Annotated in this window: 20 protein-coding genes; 18 read left to right on the top strand and 2 right to left on the bottom strand. The window is 41.0% G+C overall.

From position 1 onward, the window contains the following. Positions 1-43 precede the first annotated feature (43 nt). The 17 genes from VOI46_RS12155 to fliD all read left to right on the top strand — a co-directional run bounded on the left by VOI46_RS12155 (position 44) and on the right by fliD (position 18,362). A complete protein-coding gene (locus VOI46_RS12155) occupies positions 44-976 on the top strand; it encodes a chemotaxis protein CheV (RefSeq protein WP_004588013.1) in 933 nt (310 codons plus the stop codon). Positions 977-997: 21 nt separating this feature from the next. After that, complete coding sequence (locus VOI46_RS12150) at positions 998-1,828, top strand: protein-glutamate O-methyltransferase CheR (protein ID WP_004588014.1); 831 nt, start codon at positions 998-1,000, stop codon at positions 1,826-1,828. A 144-nt stretch (positions 1,829-1,972) separates the two neighbouring features. Next, positions 1,973-2,380 carry a flagellar basal body rod protein FlgB gene (gene flgB / locus VOI46_RS12145; protein ID WP_004588015.1) on the top strand — a complete coding sequence of 136 codons (408 nt, stop codon included), beginning with the start codon at positions 1,973-1,975 and terminating at the stop codon, positions 2,378-2,380. Positions 2,381-2,385: 5 nt separating this feature from the next. Then, positions 2,386-2,817, top strand: coding sequence for a flagellar basal body rod protein FlgC (flgC, locus tag VOI46_RS12140; protein WP_004588016.1), 432 nt, complete (start codon positions 2,386-2,388; stop codon positions 2,815-2,817). Between the two features lie 13 nt (positions 2,818-2,830). After that, a complete protein-coding gene (locus VOI46_RS12135; RefSeq protein WP_004588017.1) occupies positions 2,831-3,511 on the top strand; it encodes a flagellar hook assembly protein FlgD in 681 nt (226 codons plus the stop codon). Positions 3,512-3,570: 59 nt separating this feature from the next. After that, positions 3,571-4,941: a flagellar hook protein FlgE gene (gene flgE, locus VOI46_RS12130; protein ID WP_004588018.1), complete on the top strand. Its 1,371-nt coding sequence runs from the start codon at positions 3,571-3,573 to the stop codon at positions 4,939-4,941. A 176-nt stretch (positions 4,942-5,117) separates the two neighbouring features. Beyond that, positions 5,118-5,861, top strand: coding sequence for a flagellar basal body rod protein FlgF (locus tag VOI46_RS12125; protein ID WP_004588019.1), 744 nt, complete (start codon positions 5,118-5,120; stop codon positions 5,859-5,861). A 21-nt stretch (positions 5,862-5,882) separates the two neighbouring features. Then, positions 5,883-6,671 (top strand): flagellar basal-body rod protein FlgG, encoded by a 789-nt coding sequence (gene flgG / locus VOI46_RS12120; protein ID WP_004588020.1) that lies wholly within the window; start codon positions 5,883-5,885, stop codon positions 6,669-6,671. A 20-nt stretch (positions 6,672-6,691) separates the two neighbouring features. Further along, positions 6,692-7,375, top strand: coding sequence for a flagellar basal body L-ring protein FlgH (gene flgH / locus VOI46_RS12115; protein WP_004588021.1), 684 nt, complete (start codon positions 6,692-6,694; stop codon positions 7,373-7,375). A gap of 11 nt (positions 7,376-7,386) precedes the next feature. Continuing rightward, positions 7,387-8,481, top strand: a complete 1,095-nt coding sequence (locus VOI46_RS12110; RefSeq protein ID WP_004588022.1) for a flagellar basal body P-ring protein FlgI — start codon at positions 7,387-7,389, stop codon at positions 8,479-8,481. 135 nt (positions 8,482-8,616) lie between these two features. Continuing rightward, complete coding sequence (gene flgJ / locus VOI46_RS12105) at positions 8,617-9,633, top strand: flagellar assembly peptidoglycan hydrolase FlgJ (protein ID WP_324738044.1); 1,017 nt, start codon at positions 8,617-8,619, stop codon at positions 9,631-9,633. Between the two features lies 1 nt (position 9,634). After that, positions 9,635-11,641 carry a flagellar hook-associated protein FlgK gene (gene flgK, locus VOI46_RS12100; RefSeq protein ID WP_324738043.1) on the top strand — a complete coding sequence of 669 codons (2,007 nt, stop codon included), beginning with the start codon at positions 9,635-9,637 and terminating at the stop codon, positions 11,639-11,641. Between the two features lie 2 nt (positions 11,642-11,643). Next, a complete protein-coding gene (flgL, locus tag VOI46_RS12095; protein WP_324738042.1) occupies positions 11,644-12,918 on the top strand; it encodes a flagellar hook-associated protein FlgL in 1,275 nt (424 codons plus the stop codon). Positions 12,919-13,192: 274 nt separating this feature from the next. Continuing rightward, positions 13,193-14,575 carry a flagellin gene (locus VOI46_RS12090; RefSeq protein WP_324738041.1) on the top strand — a complete coding sequence of 461 codons (1,383 nt, stop codon included), beginning with the start codon at positions 13,193-13,195 and terminating at the stop codon, positions 14,573-14,575. Between the two features lie 309 nt (positions 14,576-14,884). Next, complete coding sequence (locus tag VOI46_RS12085; protein ID WP_324738262.1) at positions 14,885-16,264, top strand: flagellin; 1,380 nt, start codon at positions 14,885-14,887, stop codon at positions 16,262-16,264. Between the two features lie 167 nt (positions 16,265-16,431). Then, on the top strand, positions 16,432-16,866 hold the full coding sequence (locus tag VOI46_RS12080) for a flagellar protein FlaG (protein WP_324738040.1): 435 nt from the start codon (positions 16,432-16,434) through the stop codon (positions 16,864-16,866). 56 nt (positions 16,867-16,922) lie between these two features. Continuing rightward, the gene (gene fliD, locus VOI46_RS12075; RefSeq protein ID WP_324738039.1) at positions 16,923-18,362 is read left to right on the top strand and encodes a flagellar filament capping protein FliD; all 1,440 of its coding nucleotides are present in this window, start codon (positions 16,923-16,925) and stop codon (positions 18,360-18,362) included. Positions 18,363-18,456: 94 nt separating this feature from the next. Here the strand turns inward: fliD and VOI46_RS12070 are convergent, their stop codons facing one another. Beyond that, positions 18,457-18,753, bottom strand: coding sequence for a hypothetical protein (locus VOI46_RS12070; RefSeq protein WP_324738038.1), 297 nt, complete (start codon positions 18,751-18,753; stop codon positions 18,457-18,459). 4 nt (positions 18,754-18,757) lie between these two features. After that, positions 18,758-19,159: a flagellar export chaperone FliS gene (fliS, locus tag VOI46_RS12065; protein WP_004588284.1), complete on the bottom strand. Its 402-nt coding sequence runs from the start codon at positions 19,157-19,159 to the stop codon at positions 18,758-18,760. Between the two features lie 356 nt (positions 19,160-19,515). Between fliS and VOI46_RS12060 the strand changes: the two genes are divergently transcribed. After that, on the top strand, positions 19,516-20,952 hold the full coding sequence (locus VOI46_RS12060) for a sigma-54 dependent transcriptional regulator (protein WP_004588285.1): 1,437 nt from the start codon (positions 19,516-19,518) through the stop codon (positions 20,950-20,952). The last annotated feature ends 8 nt before the right edge of the window (positions 20,953-20,960 follow it).

Raw genomic sequence — 20,960 nt, 5'->3', positions numbered from 1 at the left:
GCAATTATCGTTCCGCATTATTTGTTTTCTTTAGGAGATTTGAATGGCAGGCATTTTAGACTCAGTAAACCAACGCACCCAGTTGGTTGGGCAGAACCGCCTAGAATTACTATTATTTAAGCTCAGAGGGCGTCAGCGTTTTGGGATCAATGTATTTAAAGTAAGAGAAGTACTGCAATGTCCTCCTTTAACGAGTATGCCTAAATCAAATGCATACATTCGGGGTGTGGCGCATATTCGTGGTCAAACTATTTCAGTTATCGACTTATCAATGGCCGTAGGCGGCCGACCTATTGAAAATGTTAAAGACAGCTTCATTATAATTGCAGAATACAATCGTTCTGTGCAGGGCTTTTTAGTTGGCGGCGTTGAGCGAATTGTTAACATGAACTGGGAAAAAATAATGCCACCTCCGTCAGGAGCAGGGCGTTACTCTTATTTAACTGCCGTTACCGAGATTGAAAACGAATTGGTCGAAATTCTCGATGTAGAAAAAATCTTAAACGAAATTTGTCCAGTAAATACCGAGGTTAGTGCCGACCTTGCTGCCGATAGTGCAATACAAAAAGATTTAGGCGAGCGCATTGTATTTATTGCCGACGATTCAGCTGTTGCACGTAACCAAGTAAAAAGAGCACTTGAGCCACTTGGCGTGCAAACTGAGCTTGCAAAAAATGGTAAAGAGGCTTTAGTTAGGCTTAAAGAAATAGCCGAGCTTGATTGTAAAAATGATATTACTGAGCGTGTAGGTTTACTTATCTCTGATGTTGAAATGCCTGAAATGGACGGCTATACATTAACAGCAGAAATTAAAGCAGATCCAAAATTAGCGCCTCTACATGTTATTTTACACACTTCTTTGAGTGGGGTGTTTAATCAGGCGATGATCGAAAAAGTAGGCGCGGATGACTTTATAGCAAAATTTAACCCTGATGAATTGGCAACAGCAGTTAAAAAATGGGTTCATTGCGACTAAACAACAATAGGTGTTATTAATTTGAATAATAAAGATTTGCAGCAAAGTGACTACGATCAGTTTCGCTCATTTTTAGAGCAACAATGTGGTATTGTGCTAGGCGAAAACAAGCAGTATTTAGTAAAAAGTAGGCTTGCGCCGCTTATGGCTCGTTTTAATGTTGAATCTTTATCACAATTAGTGAGTAAAACGCTTGGCCCTCATGAGCGGCAACTTAGAGCCGCTGTAGTTGATGCCATGACCACTAACGAAACCTTGTGGTTTAGGGATCAATACCCATTTGAGCTTTTAAAAAATAAACTGTTTCCAGAGTTTAAAGACGCCCGCCGACCATTAAAAATTTGGTCAGCGGCCAGCTCTTCAGGCCAAGAACCATACTCTATTGCCATGTCTGTTGCTGAGTTTCAGGCCAAGCAACCGGGCGTGTTGCGTATGGGGGCTCAAATTATTGGTACTGATATTTCTAACACAATGCTCGATATGTGTAAAAACGCTGAATATGATGCGTTGGCATTAGCGCGAGGCCTATCAGCAGAGCGCCGTAAAAAGTACTTTATGGATAGCGGCAACGGTATGGCAAAAGTTGTCGACTCAGTTAGAAAACAGGTGAGCTTTAGACATTTAAACTTGCTTGATTCTTACGCCTTAATGGGGAAGTTTGATATTATTTTTTGCCGCAATGTCCTGATTTATTTTTCACCAGAGGTTAAAGCAAAAATAATTGGTCAGTTTGCCCAAGCACTAAACCCAAAAGGGTATTTATTTTTAGGTGCGTCGGAGTCGATGACGGGCTTAAGTAATGAGTTTGATATGGTTCGTTGTAACCCTGGAATCATCTACCAAAAAAAATAATCCTATCACTTTGTTATTAAAAAACGACGTTCTTAGCGTCGTTTTTTTATTTAATAACAACCCTCTATAAAAAAATAACGTAACTAAAAACTACTGGCTTATAAATTGCTTTAACTTAAGCAAGTCAATTTTTTGGAGAACGTTATGGCTATCAGTTTTGATAAAGCATTAGGTGTGCACCCGCATGCAATGTTGATCCGCTCACAGCGGGCAGAAGTACTTGCCACAAATATAGCGAATGCTGATACGCCTGGCTATAAAGCAAAAGATATCGACTTTGCCTCAGCATTAAAAGCGGCAAGGTCAACTCAGCAAAGCGGCAATAGCATGGTTACTACCAATGAAAAACACATTGCTGGCGGTACTCGAAGTGTAGGTGGTTCTGAATTATTTCGCAATCCAAATCAAGGAGATACAGGCGATGGTAACTCAGTTGATATACAGGTGGAACGAAACTTGTATACACAGAATGCGATGGAGTATCAGGCAAGCCTGCAATTTTTAAGTAGTAAATTTAAGGGCCTGAATAAAGCGCTCGGTAGTCAAGGATAATAATTATGAGTTTATATAACGTTTTTGATATTTCAGGCAGTGGTATGAGTGCACAAAATGTTCGCTTAAATACCACCGCGAGTAATATTTCGAATGCTAATACAATTAGTTCATCCCAAGACAAAACTTACCGAGCACGCCAACCTGTATTTGCTGCCGAGCTGACGAAAGCGTCTGCCTCAGCCAGCAACCCTCAGGGCTCCGCTGTTGGTGTTAAAGTGCTGGGAATTGTTGAGAGTAACAAACCACTACAAATTGAATATAACCCTAATCACCCCAGTGCGGATGAAAATGGCTATATCTATAAACCCAACGTTAATGTTGTTGAGGAGATGGCAAATATGATCTCTGCTTCTCGCTCTTATCAAACAAACGTGCAAGTTGCCGATGCAGCTAAGCAAATGTTAAGCAAAACGCTGTTACTTGGGCAGCGATAACCGAGGGTAGGTTATGAGTAACGATATTAGTACTAGTTCATCTTTTTTGGACTCTATAACTTGGCAAGAGACCCAAGTAGCGACAACCACTGAAGAGAGCGATGCATTAACGCAGGAAGATTTTTTCTCGTTGCTAACTCAGCAGCTATCGTATCAAGATCCGAGTAATCCGGCTGATAACGATCAGATGATTGCGCAAATGACTAATTTTACCATGGCGCAAGGCATCACCGATTTAAACACAAATTTTGAGTCACTTGCCTCGTCAATGACCTCAAACTCTGCCTTACAAGCATCAACGCTGGTTGGTAAGCAAGCGCTTTTAGAATCTAATACGCTTGAGCTTGGCGAAAGCGGAGAGGCAAAAGGGTCTGCGGTTGCTGAAGAAGCCGTTGATAATTTAACAATTAAAGTCACAGATGCTTCTGGGCAACTGGTTAGAACTATCGATATGGGTTCGCAAGCAGCGGGTGCAGTGCGCTTTAGCTGGGATGGTAATAATGAATCCGGTGAGCGCCTACCAGAGGGCGAATACACTATTACTGCAGAGGGCAGTACCAACGGCGAGTTTTCAAGCTTACCGGTGGCAACATTCAAAAACATTGAAAGCGTTAATATCAATGGCTCTAGTGGCATTATTATTAACACTAAAGAGGGTGCGGTTAGGTTGACTGATGTCGCAGAGATCGCATAACCAATTAAAAAGTATTTCGCCTGCTAGCAGGCTATTAGATTAAAAGTTAGAGGTGAATTATGAGCTTTAATATCGCACTTACAGGCCTAGCTGCCGCTCAAAAAGACTTAGACGTAACAGCAAACAATATTGCTAATGTAAACACCACCGGTTTTAAAGAATCGCGTGCTGAATTTGCCGATGTATACGCTGCATCTGTTTTTAGTGCAGGTAAAACTAAAAACGGTGATGGTGTGCAAACAACCATGGTTGCACAGCAATTCCACCAAGGGTCACTGCAATTTACTAACAACTCATTAGACTTAGCGATTACCGGTGAAGGGTATTTTGCAATGACCGACGATATTTCGTCGCAAGATTTAACCTACACTCGTGCAGGTGCATTTAAGCTTAACCAAGATAACTTTATGGTTGATGCCAAAGGTAATTATTTACAAGCTTTTCCAGTAGACGAGTCATCAGGTGATACCACATCGGTAAGTCTAAGTACAACTAACCCAATTCAAATTCCTGATTCATCTGGTTCGCCTCGCGCAACCGAAAACGTATTTTTATCGTTCAACTTAGATGCAACAGCGGATGCAACAGGCCTCGATTTTGATCCGACATCGAACGGTACCTATAATTCGTCGACGTCTACTACTGTTTACGACTCATTAGGTGAACCACATATTCTGCAATACTTTTTTGTAAAAGAAGAAGATGCAGCTGCAGGTGGTACAGACAATAGCTGGGAAGTATACGCTACGCTTGATGGTAAAGTGGTAGACGGTACATCTGGTGCAGAGCAAACAACTACACCATATACACCTATTACCACACTTGGTTTTGATTCTAGCGGTTTACCCGCCACAACAGATGGTGTAGCAAATACTAACGCCACCACGTTTGATGAAATTAATTTACCGGCAGGTGCAGGTACTGGTTTATCGTCAATGCTTGATAACGGCGCAACATTCCCAAGTACAGGTATTGAGCTAAACTGGCGTGATGAAAACAACACAGCTGGCCGTATTCCAACTCAGTACTCAAGTGGCTTTGAAGTAAAAGCACTTGACCAAGATGGTTCTACAGTGGGTCGTTTAGCGGGCATTGATATTGGCACAGACGGTAAAATTGTTGCCTCATACAGCAATGGCGATTCAACCTACTTAGGCCAAGTTGCTATGGTTCGCTTTCCAAACTCTCAAGGCCTTTCGCAAGTAGGCGATACCAGCTGGAAGCAAAGTATAGACTCTGGTGAGCCAGTGGCCGGTGAAGCAGGCTCGGGTACTTTTGGTAGTATTAATTCATCCGCGCTTGAGCAATCAAATACCAACTTAACAAACGAATTAGTTGATTTGATTACCGCTCAACGTAACTACCAAGCAAACTCAAGAGCGCTTGAAGTTAACTCAACAATTCAGCAAAGTATTTTGCAGATTCGATAAGTTAACCTTATTTTTGGTTAAGATTTTAAGGCTGCATTTTTGCAGCCTTTTTTGTAGCTATGTAGCTAAAACTAGCGTAGCTGAACCGTTCAATACCTTCCTTATATTGCGTCAAATTTAACCTGGCATCTATTTTGCATTTATCAACTCAGAGATTTTTTATGTGAGTCGATGTTATGGACAAAATGGTCTACATTGCAGCCTCTGGCGCTAAGCAAAGCCTACAAGGGCTTGCACTTAAAGCCAATAATTTGGCAAACGCAAACACCACAGGCTTTAAAGCTGACTTTGCGCAAGCGCGCTCTATGCAAGCATTTGGCGAGGGCTTGCCAACGCGCGTGTTTTCAATGCAAGAGCGACCAGGTTCTAACATGACCTCTGGCGGCATAATCGAAACAGGTCGTGATTTAGATATTGCCATGAGCGATAACGCCTGGCTTGCGGTTCAAGATGACTCAGGAAACGAAGCCTATACAAAAGTAGGCACGCTAAACATTACTGCGCAAGGTATGTTGGTAACAAGTCATGGTCGTCAAGTTATTGGCGAAGGTGGCCCCGTAATTTTACCGGTTCCTATAGAAAAAATAAGTTTTAGTGAAGATGGCGCCATACAGGTTCGCCCGCAAGGGGCACCAGCCAATTTTTTAGAAGAAGTAGACACGCTGCGCGTTGTTGAAGGAAACAGCAGAGAGCTTGAAAAAGGCAACGATGGTTTATTTAGACCTGTACCAGGGCAAACCGTCGATACCTCTGCAAATGTAAAAGTGTTAAGTGGTGCACTGGAAATGTCTAACGTTAATCCAGTTCACGAAATGGTCGATATGATCAACCACCAACGTCAATTTGAGCTACAAGTAAAACTAATGAAAACAGCTGAAGAGATTGACGAACGTCAAGATCAGTTGATGCGCATAGTTTAACTTTAAAATGAGGGCATACTTATGAATCCTGCATTGTGGATAAGTAAAACAGGGCTAGACGCTCAACAAACTGATATTTCAGTTATTTCAAATAACTTGGCGAATGCCAGTACCGTAGGTTACAAAAAAAGCCGCGCTATTTTTGAAGATTTACTGTATCAAAACATCAACCAGCCTGGCGGGCGATCTTCACAAGATACCGAGCTGCCATCAGGCCTAATGCTAGGTGCTGGTGCAAAAGTGGTTGCTAACCAAAAAGAGTTTACGCAAGGTAATATGCTCACCACCGAAAATTCACTCGATTGGATGATTTCAGGCGAAGGCTTTTTTGAAGTGCTGCAACCCGATGGCAATATTGCGTATTCGCGAAATGGACAATTTACTACCGATGAAGACGGCCGCATTGTTACCTCAGGTGCAGGTTTTGTTGTTCAGCCCGAAATGAATGTACCCGATGATGCGCAATCAATTACAGTCTCTCAAGATGGTGAAGTATCTGTACGCGTTGCAGGGCAAGCCGATAACGTGGTGATTGGCCAGCTAACAATTAGTGACTTTATTAATCCATCGGGTCTTGAGCCAATTGGTCAAAACCTTTACACCGAAACCGCTGTTAGTGGTGCGCCTGTTCAAGGTAATCCAGGCGTAGAAGGCTTAGGAACTATTATTCAAGGCTCACTTGAAACATCAAACGTTAATGTAACGGAAGAATTGGTAAACCTTATCGAAACTCAACGTGTTTACGAAATGAACTCAAAAGTAATTTCGGCCGTTGACGAAATGATGAGCTACATCAATCAACAGTTATAACCGTGCACAAGGGGATAGTTATGCGTAATGTTATTTTATTTGCAGCAGGCACCTTATTTTTAAGTGGCTGTGTTTCTACGCAAAATAGTGAAGTGGTTCAAGATGACCCCTACTACGCACCCATGTACCCAGAGCCTGTAGCAGAGCCTGTTGTTGCAACGGGTTCATTGTTTAACACCAATACATTTAATGATTTGTATTCAGACAAAAAAGCACTTAGAACCGGCGATATAATTACCGTTAAGCTTGAAGAGTCAACACAAGCTACAAAAGCGGCTAAAACCGAAACCGATAAAGAAACCGAAGCCAGCCTAGACCCCGTTATTGGGTTAGGTGGTTTACCAGTAAATATAGGTGGCGACAGTATTCAGTTTGGCATTGGTAGTGATTCATCATTTACCGGTGACTCTAAATCAAATCAGTCAAACAGTTTAGTGGGCGATATCTCGGTGAATGTTATGCGTGTTTTACCCAATGGTAACTTAGTTATTCGTGGTGAAAAATGGCTAACACTTAACACCGGCGAAGAGTTTATTAGGCTCGAAGGCCTTGTACGTCCGCAAGATGTAAGCGCCGATAACACGGTTGAGTCGAATAGAATTGCCAATGCCCGAATTCAATATTCAGGTAAAGGACAAACACAAGAAGCGCAAAGCCCAGGGTGGTTAACACGTTTCTTTAGTAGCTCGTTATTTCCGTTTTAGAGGATAGTAGTATGAATAGCATTAAAGCGTTTATTTTGATCATACTGCTAGGCTGGCAATTTTCTGCCAGCGCCGAGCGTATAAAAGATGTCTCTATGGTTGAAGGTGTACGTGCTAACCAATTGGTTGGCTATGGTTTAGTGGTGGGGCTACCTGGTACTGGAGAGCAAAACTCTTACACGCAACAAAGTTTTAGAGGCATGCTAAACAGTTTTGGTATTACACTGCCTTCAACACAAAGCCCTAAAATTAAAAACGTAGCAGCAGTGGCAGTCCATGCTGAGCTTCCGCCGTTTAGAAAGCCGGGTCAAACAATTGATATTACGGTATCTTCTATTGGCAGTGCAGGCAGTTTACGTGGCGGCACCTTGCTCCAAACTTTCTTAAAAGGGGTGGATGGAAACGTATACGCCATAGCACAAGGTAGCCTAATTGTGGGTGGTTTAGGAGCACAAGGGCTTGATGGCAGCAAAGTGGTCATTAACACCCCGACAGTTGGCCGCGTACCTAACGGAGCCACTGTTGAGCGCGAAGTTAAAAGCCCTTTTATGCAAGGCGACTACATTACTTTTAACTTAAACCGCCCAGACTTTACAACGGCAAAACGTTTAGAAGCAACAATTAACAATTTGGTAGGCCCTAATAGTGCACAAGCTATTGACGCTGCCTCAGTACGCGTTATTGCGCCACGTGATGCATCGCAACGAGTGTCTTATTTATCAACGCTTGAAAACCTAGAGTTTAAGCCTGCTGATACCTCAGCCAAGATTATTGTTAATTCACGTACGGGAACGATTGTCATTGGCAAAAATGTGAAGCTACAGCCTGCGGCAATAACCCATGGCGGCCTAACAGTCACAATTGCTGAACAGCAAAATGTAACGCAGCCTAATCCGTTAGCAGAAGGCGAAACTGTTGTTACACAGCAAAGTATTATTGACGTTAATCAAGATGATTCTCGTGCGTTTGTTTTTAACCCCGGCGTTAGCTTAGATGACTTAGTGCGTGCTATAAATGAAGTAGGCGCAGCACCTGGAGACCTAATGGCTATTTTAGAAGCGCTTAAAGAAGCGGGTGCAATTAACGGACAGCTTGTTGTTATTTAATTATTTTTAAGAATGTTTACCCTTCCACATAATGCTTAAGTACTCAAAAGGTACTTAAGCTTTTTACTGTTTACCTTTCTTTGGCTCAATTTTTGCATTTCTTAAAGCATTATTCATTTTTGTGTCAAAAAGCTGATGGAAACAAATCACCTCGATAAGCAAAACTTTTTTGATTTAAGTAATCTTAATACTTTACGTCAAGACGCTTTAAACAGCGGTGATGCATCTACTGATGCGTCTAAAGCGGCGCTAAAAAAAGCAGCGGCACAATTTGAAGCTATTTTTACACAAATGCTTCTAAAAGGGATGCGTAAAGCCAACGAAGCATTTGAAGATGAAGACAGCCCGTTTAACTCAAGCGGTGTAAAGTTTTTTGAAGAAATGCACGATCAGCAGCTCTCTTCTGAGCTTTCATCAAATGGGTCTTTGGGTTTGGCTGATTTAATTGTTCAGCAGCTCTCACCAGAGGCTGAGAACTTTATGCCTGGCTCCGTATTAAGAACTACTAACGACTTTATCAGTGATAAACGCGCAGGCTCTGAACTACCGCACGAAAAGGTACACAGTGAAAAGCAAGCAAATAAAGATGACTCAGTAGTCAGCAGCGCGGCAACACAAACTAAAACCACAACACAGCCTACACAACAGTCGTCATTTAATAATGCTGAAGAGTTTGTTAGTGCAGTGTGGGAGCATGCTAAAACAGCGGCCGAAAAAATTGGTTTAAACCCTGCAGTAATGGTGGCCCAAGCGGCACTTGAGACGGGTTGGGGTAAGCATATTATTAATAAAAGCGACGGGAATAGCTCAAATAACCTGTTCAATATTAAATCAGATAAAAGCTGGGAAGGCGATAAAGCAAGTAAAGTAACGCTTGAATTTGAGCAAGGTACCCCTGTTAAAAAGCAAGCAAGTTTTAGAGCTTACGAATCTATAAAAGAAAGCGTGAACGACTTTGTCGATTTTTTAACGCAAAACCCACGCTACGAAGAAGCATTACAAAAAACAGCACAGCCAAACGAATTTTTAGATTCGCTACAAAAAGCAGGCTATGCAACCGATCCTAATTACGCGAGTAAAATAAAAAAAGTGCTAAATAGCAGTGAGCTTAAAAATATTGCAACAAGCGCGTTTACCCAAGGAGTGAAGTAATATGTCGTTTAGTTTATTAAATATTGCCAGTGCTGGGGTGCGTTCAAGCTCTGAGCTGTTGCAAACGACCAGTAAAAACATCACCAATGTAAATACAGAAGGCTACGTACGTGAGCGCACTGAATTTACTACGATGGTAGATAACCAAGTAGGTCGCGGCGAAACATACAGATTATTGAACGAGTTTGCCCAGTCGCAGTTAAACCGTGACACCTCAAATAAATCGTTTTTTGATCAATTTGTAACAGAAGCCAACCGTGTTGATACTATTTTTTCAGAAGAGTCTAATAACTTATCAACGGGCATAAATTCATTATTTAATAACGTGCAAGAGGCGCTAAATCAGCCATCTTCAACAGTTGCTCGCTCATTAGTAATGACCGATGCGCAAAGCTTAGTTGATCAAATGGATAGGCTTTCGGGTATCGTGCTTGAGCAACAAGGTATAGTGAATGAGCAGCTTGAGATTTTTTCTGAAGAAGCCAACTCACTTATCCAAAATATAAATACGTTAAACCAAGAAATTGCAGTCGTAAATGGCACAAATAACGCATCAAGCGCAAGCTCTATTTATAACCAGCGCGACTTAGCGATTCGTGAATTATCAGAGCTTGTTGATATAGAAACACTTGATGGCCCTAATGGCGAAAAACTCGTCTTTATGGGCAGCGGTGAATCTTTAGTTATGGAAAACGGTACATTTAACTTGTTTTCACTGTCGGGCGACCCCGATCCTAATTTTAAAGAATTGACGCTTGACGTTAATGGCGGCAAAGCTGTGCCGCTAGAAATAGATGCAACTAAATTAAAAGGCAAAATTGGCGGCTTGTTGGCTTTTAGAGACGACATACTCGTGCCTGCACAAAACCAAATTGGCCAAATGGGATTGGCCATTGCAGATGCGTTCAACGAGCAAAATAAATTGGGTATGGATGCTAACGGCGAGCTAGGCGGTGATATATTTAATATACCTACCGTGGGTGCTTATGCATACCAAGCTAATACCGGCGGCGCCAGTTTAACTGCCACGCTTGAGGCTGGTAAAGGCAGTGAACTGCCTGCCAGCGACTTTATTGTTACTTATACCGCTAATGCAAATGAAGTGAGCATTCAGCCTATAGATAATAAAGGGGAGCCGATAGGCAGCGCCTCTTTAGCGACGATACCGCCATCTGGTGTTATCGACTCAGATGATATTACGAGTGGGGAGTCGTTTGGTTTACAAATTGATGTAGCAGGTACTGGTAATACAGGTGATCAGTTTCAAATTAAACTTAACTCAGAGGCGGCAACCAGTATTTCCCTTGCGACAAGCCGCGGTGAAGACTTAGCACTGGCATCGCCTATTCGTACAGCTAACAGCATAGATAATGTAGGTACAGCGACTATTTCAGCCGGAGAAGTAACAAGTGTTACCTCGGGTGGCTTTAACACTACCCCTGGTTTAGCCAATGGCGATATCACGTTAGTTAAAACAGGCACTGCAAACGAATATCAAATTACAGATGCAAATGGCACCTCTACGTTTACAGTAACGCCTCCAGCAGAGGGCGTACTGGCTCAGGCTGGCGTACCTTATAGCAACTATGGCTTTGATTTTGATATTGAAGGCACGCCAGCTACTGGAGACACTTTTACCCTTGAATTTAACGAAGGCGGCTTTGATGATAACCGTAATGGTTTAAAACTTGCTGATTTACAAAATGGCGAATTAGTGCGTAAAAATGTAGTGACAACAGCCGCTGCCGACAATCATGGCACGTTTAACCAAGCCTATTCAGGGTTAGTGAGTGATATTGGCGTAGTCACTGGCCAAGCCATTACCAGTGCTAGCGCATTTGATGCGTTAGCAGAGCAATCAGAAGCGTGGTATGAGTCGCTCTCAGGTGTAAACCTAGATGAAGAGGCTGCCAATTTACTGCGTTTTCAGCAATCATATTCAGCATCAGCTCAAGTGTTGGCTGCAGCTCAAGAAATTTTTGACACCTTATTAAGTGCAGCGAGGTAATTATGCGTTTATCAAATAACTTAATGTATCAAAACAACATTAATAAAATACTCGATAACCAACAAAGTGTTGCTAATGCACAAGAGCAAGTAACAACAGGTAAAAAATACTTAACTACCTCAGAAGCACCTGCCGCTATCTCGCAAGGAATGCTGTATTCAAATAAAATACAAACAAATGAGCAATATACTAAAAATATTGACCAATTAACTGGCCGTCTTGAGACTGAAGAAACCATCTTACAAAGTATAAATACCAATATCCAACAAGCACAAGAGCTAGCGATTCAAGCGGGCAATGGTGCTTATACTCAAGATGATTTAGAGTCAATCGCGGCTGAGCTGAGTGAAATACAAAAAACACTCGTCAATTTAATGAATACCCGCTCAGAAGACGGTAAGTTTATTTTTTCAGGCTACCAAGATAGCACTCAACCATACCAGTTTGACTCTACTACGGGTGAATATACTTATAATGGAGATCAAGGCCAGCATGTAATAACTATTGCTGAAGGTGTAAGTATTAAATCTAGCGATAACGGTTTTGATACGTTTGAGAAAAGCGACGCACGACTTGATGTTACTGATAATCAAGCTGCGATTCCGGTAACTACGCCTGCAAATAATATTACTGCAGGGACGGTTTATGTCGATGGTCAAACAGAGTTCGATAAGTTTCATCAGACAAATTACAATGCTGATCCAGGGACTTCAGTGTCACCCACAGCAAATACTTTTAGTGTTGTAACCACAGCTGGTGCAACAGTAAACGATCCTGATACATATGAAATTTTACAAGATGGCGTGCCGCTTGACCCCCCTCAAACAGGGGAAGTTAATGATAATACAATCGATTTTGCAGGCATGAAAATCGAATTTGAAGGCGCAGCACCAGGCCAGCTAGATTTTACCCTCGAAAAGCCGCACAAAGAAAACGTGCTTAATACATTACAATCGCTTATTACAAGTTTAAATGACGGCACACTTGAGGGTGATGATTTTCAGCAAGTACTAGCCGATGGCTTAGTGCAATTACAAAATGCCAGCGAGCAAGTTGTGTTTACACAAGCAAGTTTAGGTGGGCGTATGAATGCACTTGAAAGAGTTAGCGACTCTAATCTTGCGCAAGATATTCAAAACAAAAGCAACCTATCTGATTTAGTAGAGGTAGACATGGCAGAAGCCATTAGTGAACTCACTAAACAAGAAACCGCACTGCAAGCCTCACAAGCCACGTTTGGCCGTTTAACTAACCTTTCTTTATTTGATTACTTATAAACAGATTATAAGCAGAAATACCTTGCCGCTTTAGTTAATACAAAGCGGCAAAAACCTCCCTCAAAAAAGCGGCAATAATTTGTCATCCCTCCAGCTAACCAGGTAACTTATTATTAACGTTTGACATTTTGATTGAAAAGGCTTTAAAAACATGCGGTTATATTTGTTTAAAAGTTGGCACAGTAAATGCTTTCTAATAATTAGAAATTATCGAATAGTGGTTCCTGTTAAAACGTGTTGAACCACACTCTGTTTAAACCTAGGAGATGGTAAAATGGCATTAACAGTAAATACTAATGTGTCGTCAATAAACGCACAACGTAACTTAACTAAATCTGGCGAAGGTTTGGCTACCTCAATGGAGCGTTTAGCCTCTGGCATGCGTATTAATAGCGCTAAAGATGATGCGGCGGGCTTACAAATTTCAAACCGCTTAACCTCACAAATAAATGGTTTGTCAGTTGCTCAACGTAACGCGAATGATGGTATTTCCATGGCGCAAACCGCTGAAGGTGCGATGCAAGAATCAACTAATATTCTACAGCGTATGCGAGAGCTTGCTTTGCAATCGGCTAATGGCTCAAATTCTGATTCAGACCGTGATGCTTTACAAAAAGAAGTCTCCGCATTACAGACAGAGCTCACACGTATAGCTGACACAACCTCATTTGGTGGGCAGCAATTACTAGATGGCTCATATGGAACAAAGAAATTTCAGGTGGGCGCAAATGCGAACGAAACTATAGACGTGTCTTTGAGTAATATTGCTGCTGATAGTATTGGCCAGAATGCAATTAAAGGTGGTGGTAGTATTTTTAATAATACAGCTGCAGTTGGGACTGCATTTAATACAGCTACGTCAACAGATACGACATTTTCAGGCCCTGTAAGCAATTCCGCTGCGACAGACATAAGCGGTCAAAACGCTCAAGAAGTTGCAGCTACAATCAATGGTTTGGGGACAGGTATAGACGCTCAAACAAGCGTAACAGCTACAATTGCAGGTTTTACATCAGGTGACACTGGGACGTTGACTGTGGGAGATAAAACGTTTGATCTAGCTAGTTATAAAGGTTCAGCTAAGGAACTTGCATCGGATTTGGGTAAGTCAGGTGTAAATGCTACATATTCAAGTGATACCGATAGTGTTGTTATTGAAGAAACCGATGTAGCTGGTGTTATGATTGTGGGTGGAGCAACTAACACTATGACCTTAAATTCTACGACTGCAGACGATGGCGGTGTTGTTGTTGATGCTCAATTAAACTTAACATCCTCAGAGAGTTTTTCTGTCGGTGGAACTTCTGCGGATATTGTAGGAGCGACCTCTTCAACGCTTGATCAGGTAGCAAAAATTGATTTAAAAACAGCTGTAGGTTCTCAAGATGCGTTAGCAGTTATTGATGCTGCATTAGCAGGGATCGATGCGCAAAGAGCTGATTTAGGTGCAGTACAGAACCGTTTTGGTCACACAATCAGTAATCTTGCAAACATCTCCGAAAATGTATCTGCTTCACGCAGCCGTATTCAAGATACAGATTTTGCAACTGAAACAGCACATATGACTAAAAATCAGATATTACAGCAGGCGGGTACATCAATACTTTCGCAGGCTAATCAAATTCCACAGGCGGCTATTAGCTTGCTAGGTGGTTAGCAACGACCTCTAATTAGTAAAACCGATAATAAGAAGCACACCTTTCATGGTGTGCTTCTTTATTTTATTGAAGGTAAGTAGCATGTTTCAAGAAAATAAATAACATTTAACAAAAAATATAATTAATTATTTTATTTAAAATCAGATTCTTAAGTGTATTCTTATGAATTACTTAAAAAAAAATAAAAATAACGCTAAAGATAGTATTTTTCCTGCCGTTAACTTAACCAGTATAGAGCTTGAGCATACAATTGTGATAGCTCTTGGTTAAATCTAAACAGTCACATTACGAAAGTAATCAGGAGTTTTATTATGATTTCAGTAAACACAAATGTATCTTCACTAAATGCTCAACGTAACTTATCTCAATCAGGTTCTGATTTAGCAACTTCTATGGAACGTCTATCATCGGGTATGCGTATTAATAGCGCAAAAGATGATGCGGCAGGTCTACAAATCTCAAACCGTTTAACATCACAGGTAAATGGCTTAGCAGTGGCGCAACGTAACGCTAACGACGGTATTTCAATGGCGCAAACTGCTGAAGGCGCGATGAGCGAATCTACAAATATTTTACAACGAATGCGTGAGCTTGCTCTTCAATCGGCTAATGGCTCAAACTCTGATTCAGACAGAGCATCTCTTCAAAAAGAAGTCTCAGCATTGCAAACAGAGTTAACGCGAATAGCTGAAACTACTTCTTTTGGTGGGCAGCAATTACTAGATGGTTCATTTGCTACTAAAAAGTTTCAGGTGGGCGCAAATGCGAACGAAACTATAGACGTGTCTTTGAGTAATATTGCCGCTGATAGTATTGGCCAGAATGCAATTAAAGGTGGTGGTAGTATTTTTAATAATACAGCTGCAGTTGGGACTGCATTTAATACAGCTACGTCAACAGATACGACATTTTCAGGCCCTGTAAGCAATTCCGCTGCGACAGACATAAGCGGTCAAAACGCTCAAGAAGTTGCAGCTACAATCAATGGTTTGGGGACAGGTATAGACGCTCAAACAAGTGTAACAGCTACAATCGCAGGGTTCACCTCAGCTGATACTGGAACGCTGACAGTGGGAGATAAAACGTTTGATTTAGCTAGTTATAAGGGGTCAGCTAAAGAGCTTGCATCGGATTTGGGTAAATCTGGTGTAAATGCAACATACTCAAGTGACACTGATAGTGTTGTTATTGAAGAAACCGATGTAGCTGGTGTTATGATTGTGGGTGGAGCAACTAACACTATGACCTTAAATTCTGCGACTGCAGACGATAGCGGTGTTGTCGTTGATGCTGAGTTAAATCTAACATCTTCAGATAGTTTTTCAGTAGGTGGAACTTCTGGGGATATTGTAGGAGCGACCTCTTCAACGCTTGATCAGGTAGCTAAAATTGATTTGAAAACTGCTGTGGGCTCTCAGAATGCACTTGCAGTTATTGATGCTGCGTTAGCAGATATCGATTCTCAAAGAGCTGACTTAGGTGCTGTTCAAAACCGCTTCGGACACACTATTAGTAACCTTGCTAACATTGAAGAAAACGTATCAGCGTCACGTAGCCGTATTCAAGATACAGATTTTGCAACTGAAACCGCAGAAATGACGAAAAACCAAATCTTGCAACAAGCAGGTACGTCAATTTTATCGCAAGCGAATCAGTTACCTCAAACAGCACTTAGCTTATTAGGTTAATAAGTTAAACGTTATAGCTTAATGGCTAGCTATCTAGTACATAAAGTCAGTATTAGTTTTAAAAACAAGGAGGTGGCTTTAGCTACCTCCTTTTGTGGTTTAAGGGTATAAATTAAGCTATTGTTAGTTTAATAACTATACAAGTTCGGCAAAATTTAGGAGGCGTTATGAACACCATTACTTCAAACGCAGAAGTTACGATAGCATCAACATCTTTAACTGGTGAAGATAAACCAGTAGGGCAGTCTGGAGCGACATTGATTCAGCGCGCTGTTGATGACGTAAATAAAACGGATGAACAAGGCCCACAAAATCAGTTAAACAACCAATACGCTCAACAAGGAACTGAGACTAATAGTTCACAAAACCAACAACTTGAGCGTGAGCAGCTTGAAAAAGTGGCGCAACAATTGCAGGAGTTTATGGGGGAGATGAGCCGTAGTCTGCAATTTCAAGTTGATGAAGACTCAGGCCGTGATGTTATTAAAATACTTGATAAAACGAGTGGTAATGTAATTAAGCAATACCCTTCGGAAGAAGTGTTAAGCTTAGTGTCAAAGCTTTCTGAATCTGCGGGTATTTTAATCGACCAAACTGTTTAGTCGCCGTATCGTTGATATATTATTAGTCAAGTTTTTTGGGTTTAAAGAGGTGAAGTATGTCTATTTCGTTTAATGGTTTAGGCTCAGGTTTAGCGGTATCAGATATAGTTGATGCACTAGTTAATGCTGAGCAAGCTCCAGCTGAGGCTCGTTTAAATACTACCGAAAGTAACTTAACTACGGATATTTCTGCCGTTGGTGCATTAAAGTCTGCGCTTGAAAAAGTACAAACGTCAATGGAAGCGTTAGGAGACAGCGATAAATACCAACAACGCACGGCTTCTGGCGGTGATGATTTTATATCGATAAGTGCAGATGAAGACGCTCAACCAGGTAGCTACAACGTAAAAGTAGATGCATTAGCGCAAGCACATAAATTATCGTCCCCTGCATTTGCGGCCGATGAAGCCATTGGCGCGGGAGTAATTACAATTGGCTCTGGTGAAAATAGCTTCTCTACTGTTTTATCAGCAACCAACACCTTAGAAGATTTACGCGACCAAATTAATAACGGCCCTTTTATTGGGAATGACAGTAACGACTCGGTGGTGGCGACTATAGTAACCAGTGACTCAGGTCAGCATTTAGTGCTTACTAGTAAAGAAACCGGTGAAGACAACGCAATTACTATTACCGTACAAGATGATGATGGTAATAATACCGATACAGGTGGGCTTTCACGGTTAGCTTACGATGTATCTGACGCCGACCCACTAAACCATACTACAAACTTAACTGAAGTAAACGCTGCGCAAAATGCCCAAATAACGATTGATGGCGCATTAACGGTATCTAGCAATACAAATGAATTTAGCAATGTAATTGATGGCGTAGATATCACCGCAAAAAAATTGCATGATGCCGACGATGATGTGAGCGATATATCTGTCACTGAAAATAATAATAATATACAAGCAGGTTTAAATAGCTTTATTACAAGTTACAACGAACTGTTAGAGCTCAGTAATAATTTAGGTGCATCAAGTGAAAGCGGTGCTGGTGTAATGGCGGGTGATTCACTCCTTCGTGGTGTTATGTCAAAGCTACGTAGTGAAATAACTGAGTCGGTTGATTTAGGCGATGGTAATTCATTATCACTTTCACAATTAGGTGTTGAAACAGATCGCTACGGTGTTTTAACACTCAATACTGAAACACTAAACGAGCAAATAGAATCTGATGTAGATTTAGTACAGCAGTTTTTTGTAGGTGATGACGAAGACGAGGGCGGTTTTGCGCAGTCTTTTGATGAGCTAATGAGCTTTTATACAGACTCTGACGGTATTATCCAAAACCGTATAGACAGTAAAACTAACCAACTAGACGATTTAGATGATCAACGTCTTAGCCTTGCCAGCAAAATGGAGTCTTTATCTGACAGGCTATACGCTCAGTACAACGCCATGGATTTACTAGTCGCGAGCCTTAACTCTACAAGTAGTTATGTGCAAGCGCAGCTTGAAAATATGCCTGGTGTGGTGAGTAACAATTCATAACCATTAAAATTTGTTAATGCCTATATAAAAAAACCGTTTTATAAACGGTTTTTTTATGCTCAATTAAGTTTAAATAGCGTCGTGCGATACTTAGTTAAACTGATTTGTAGGCAGAGATAGCTTTACCTGTTTTTTTTTGTTTAATTATGGCTTTAGATGATTCATTTTTTACAGCATTTGCTTGTTTACTAATGTTGTTTATGTTGGTTTGAACTGCCATAAGCTGCTCGGCGTTAGGCGGGTTATCGCTTTCGCACCAGCGCTCAAGCTCACTATTTAAAGTAGCCATAATTGGCGTCGCGTCATCAGCTTTGTTGCTTTGCACTAATACTTCAATTTGGCTGAGTAATTGGTTAATGTACTCAGCTTTGCTTATTTGCTCTAAAGCCATTAGTTTATACCGCAGGAATACGCTGATCGACAGGAATACTATCCCAGCCTTCTTTTATTTCTTTAATGATGCTTGAAACTTCAACAACTGCTTCAATATCATTATTTATATTAGCTTGAGTTAACCTGCGTTGGCAGTATGCGTATAGCGCCAATAAATTATCAGAAATACTAGGATCTTGCTCTACTTCTAAGTTAAGCGCATCTTGAAGTGCACCTAGTAGTAAAATACATGCTGAAAGGTTTTCGCCTTTTTTTTCTATTTCTTTGCGCTCAATAAAACCTTTAGTAGCGGCCAAACGGCCAATTATGTTACTAAAAATAAGGTTAATTTGCTCATAGGGCGCCATTTCAGCGATGTTGCTGGCACGCACTTGAGAATATTTTTTTAATGAAACATGAGCCATGGGGAAATCCTAAATAAATATGTGAAATCGTCTGTACGAAACAAAAGCAATATTAATGCCAAGCATCTTGCGTTTATTTAGTTATCGGCATCGTTGCTTTCAACTTAAGCTAATTATAGTTTATATTTTTGACCAAAGTAATTTTATGCACTAAGTAAAAGTAGTACAGAATATTAGCTTTAAGTATTAATTGATAAACCAGTACTTAAGTTTTAATTATTAAGTATTATTGTTTTATAGCAATGTCTATTTTTTGGCGTTTATGTCAAAAAACCGCCGCTATTACTTGCATCCATTCAGATCTCGCTTACAATTTAGCTAATAAAATAAATTAGTGAAATTATGGCTCGCTAACTATGATCTTGATTTTAGATAATAATAATAACCGTGCAATAGGATTAAATGCATCGCTTACCTTTATTGGGGAAGCTGTGCAGTTACTTGACGAAAGTGATTTTGAGCAAGTATCTAGTAAGTATCAACAACAAGAATGCATTGTTATTTTAGGTGCATTGCAAAGCTTAGATCATGAAAGCTTAATTAAGCGTTTTCCAACCCTACCTTTTTTACTGATTGGTGAAACACTCAAGCCCTTATTAAGTATTGCTAATGTGGTGGGCTTAATTTGTGAGCCGTTTAATCACGAAGTAACCACACAGTTATTACACGACTGCCAACAGTACCAACGTATGCTTCCTGGGAGTCACAAGCAGCATAAACCACATAAAACATTTGATGGTTTAGTTGGCGAAACCGATGCTGTTAAAAACGTACGCTTTTTAATTGAGCAAGTGGCTAAAACCGATGCAAATGTGCTTATTTTAGGCGAGTCGGGTACAGGTAAAGAGGTGGTTGCGCGTAACGTCCATTTATTATCTAAACGCAATACTGGGCCGTTTGTACCAGTAAACTGTGGCGCTATTCCTGGAGAGTTGCTCGAAAGCGAGTTATTCGGTCACGAAAAAGGGGCGTTTACCGGCGCTATTTCTGCACGTAAAGGGCGCTTTGAATTGGCTCAAGGCGGTACGCTATTTTTAGATGAAATTGGCGATATGCCGCTGCAAATGCAAGTTAAGCTATTGCGGGTATTACAAGAGCGCAGCTACGAGCGTGTAGGTGGCACCAAAGCTATTCAAGCAGATGTACGGGTGATTGCCGCTACTCATCGCAACCTTGAGGAAATGATTGAAAAGGGCAGCTTTAGGGAAGATTTATATTACCGTTTAAATGTGTTTCCTATTGAAAACCCGTCTCTTAATGAGCGTGCAGACGACATACCTTTATTACTTAAAGAGTTAATGCGTCGTGTGAATGAGCAAAGTGGTACGTCGGCTAAATTTACAGAGCGCGCGGTAGAGAGCCTAAAAGAGCATGCTTGGCCTGGTAATATTCGAGAGCTTGCTAATTTAGTGGAGCGCATGGTGATTATGTTCCCTGAAAAAGTAGTGGATGTACCCGATTTACCCAATAAATATCGCTACATAGAGGTAGACGCATACGAGCCAGAATACCCTGAAGAGCTACTTGAAAAAGATGCCTTTAACGATATTTTTAGCTCAGGCTTTAGCGATTATGATAATGAACCAGAGCCTGAATTTAGCCAACCGGGATCTGGCGTATTACCCGAAGAGGGCATAGAGCTTAAAGATTATTTAGCAGAGCTTGAAATAAGCTTAATTACCCAAGCGTTAGAGCGTTTTGATTACGTTGTTGCGCGCGCCGCAGAAATATTAGGTGTAAGGCGTACAACGCTTGTTGAAAAAATGAAAAAGTACAATCTTTCACGAGATTAGCAGTATGC

Origin of the sequence: Pseudoalteromonas sp. CuT4-3 (assembly GCF_035666335.1) — a bacterium.
Lineage (GTDB): Bacteria > Pseudomonadota > Gammaproteobacteria > Enterobacterales > Alteromonadaceae > Pseudoalteromonas > Pseudoalteromonas atlantica.
The sequence above is the reverse complement of the archived record's forward strand: the minus strand, read 5'-3'. Positions and strand labels throughout refer to the sequence as shown.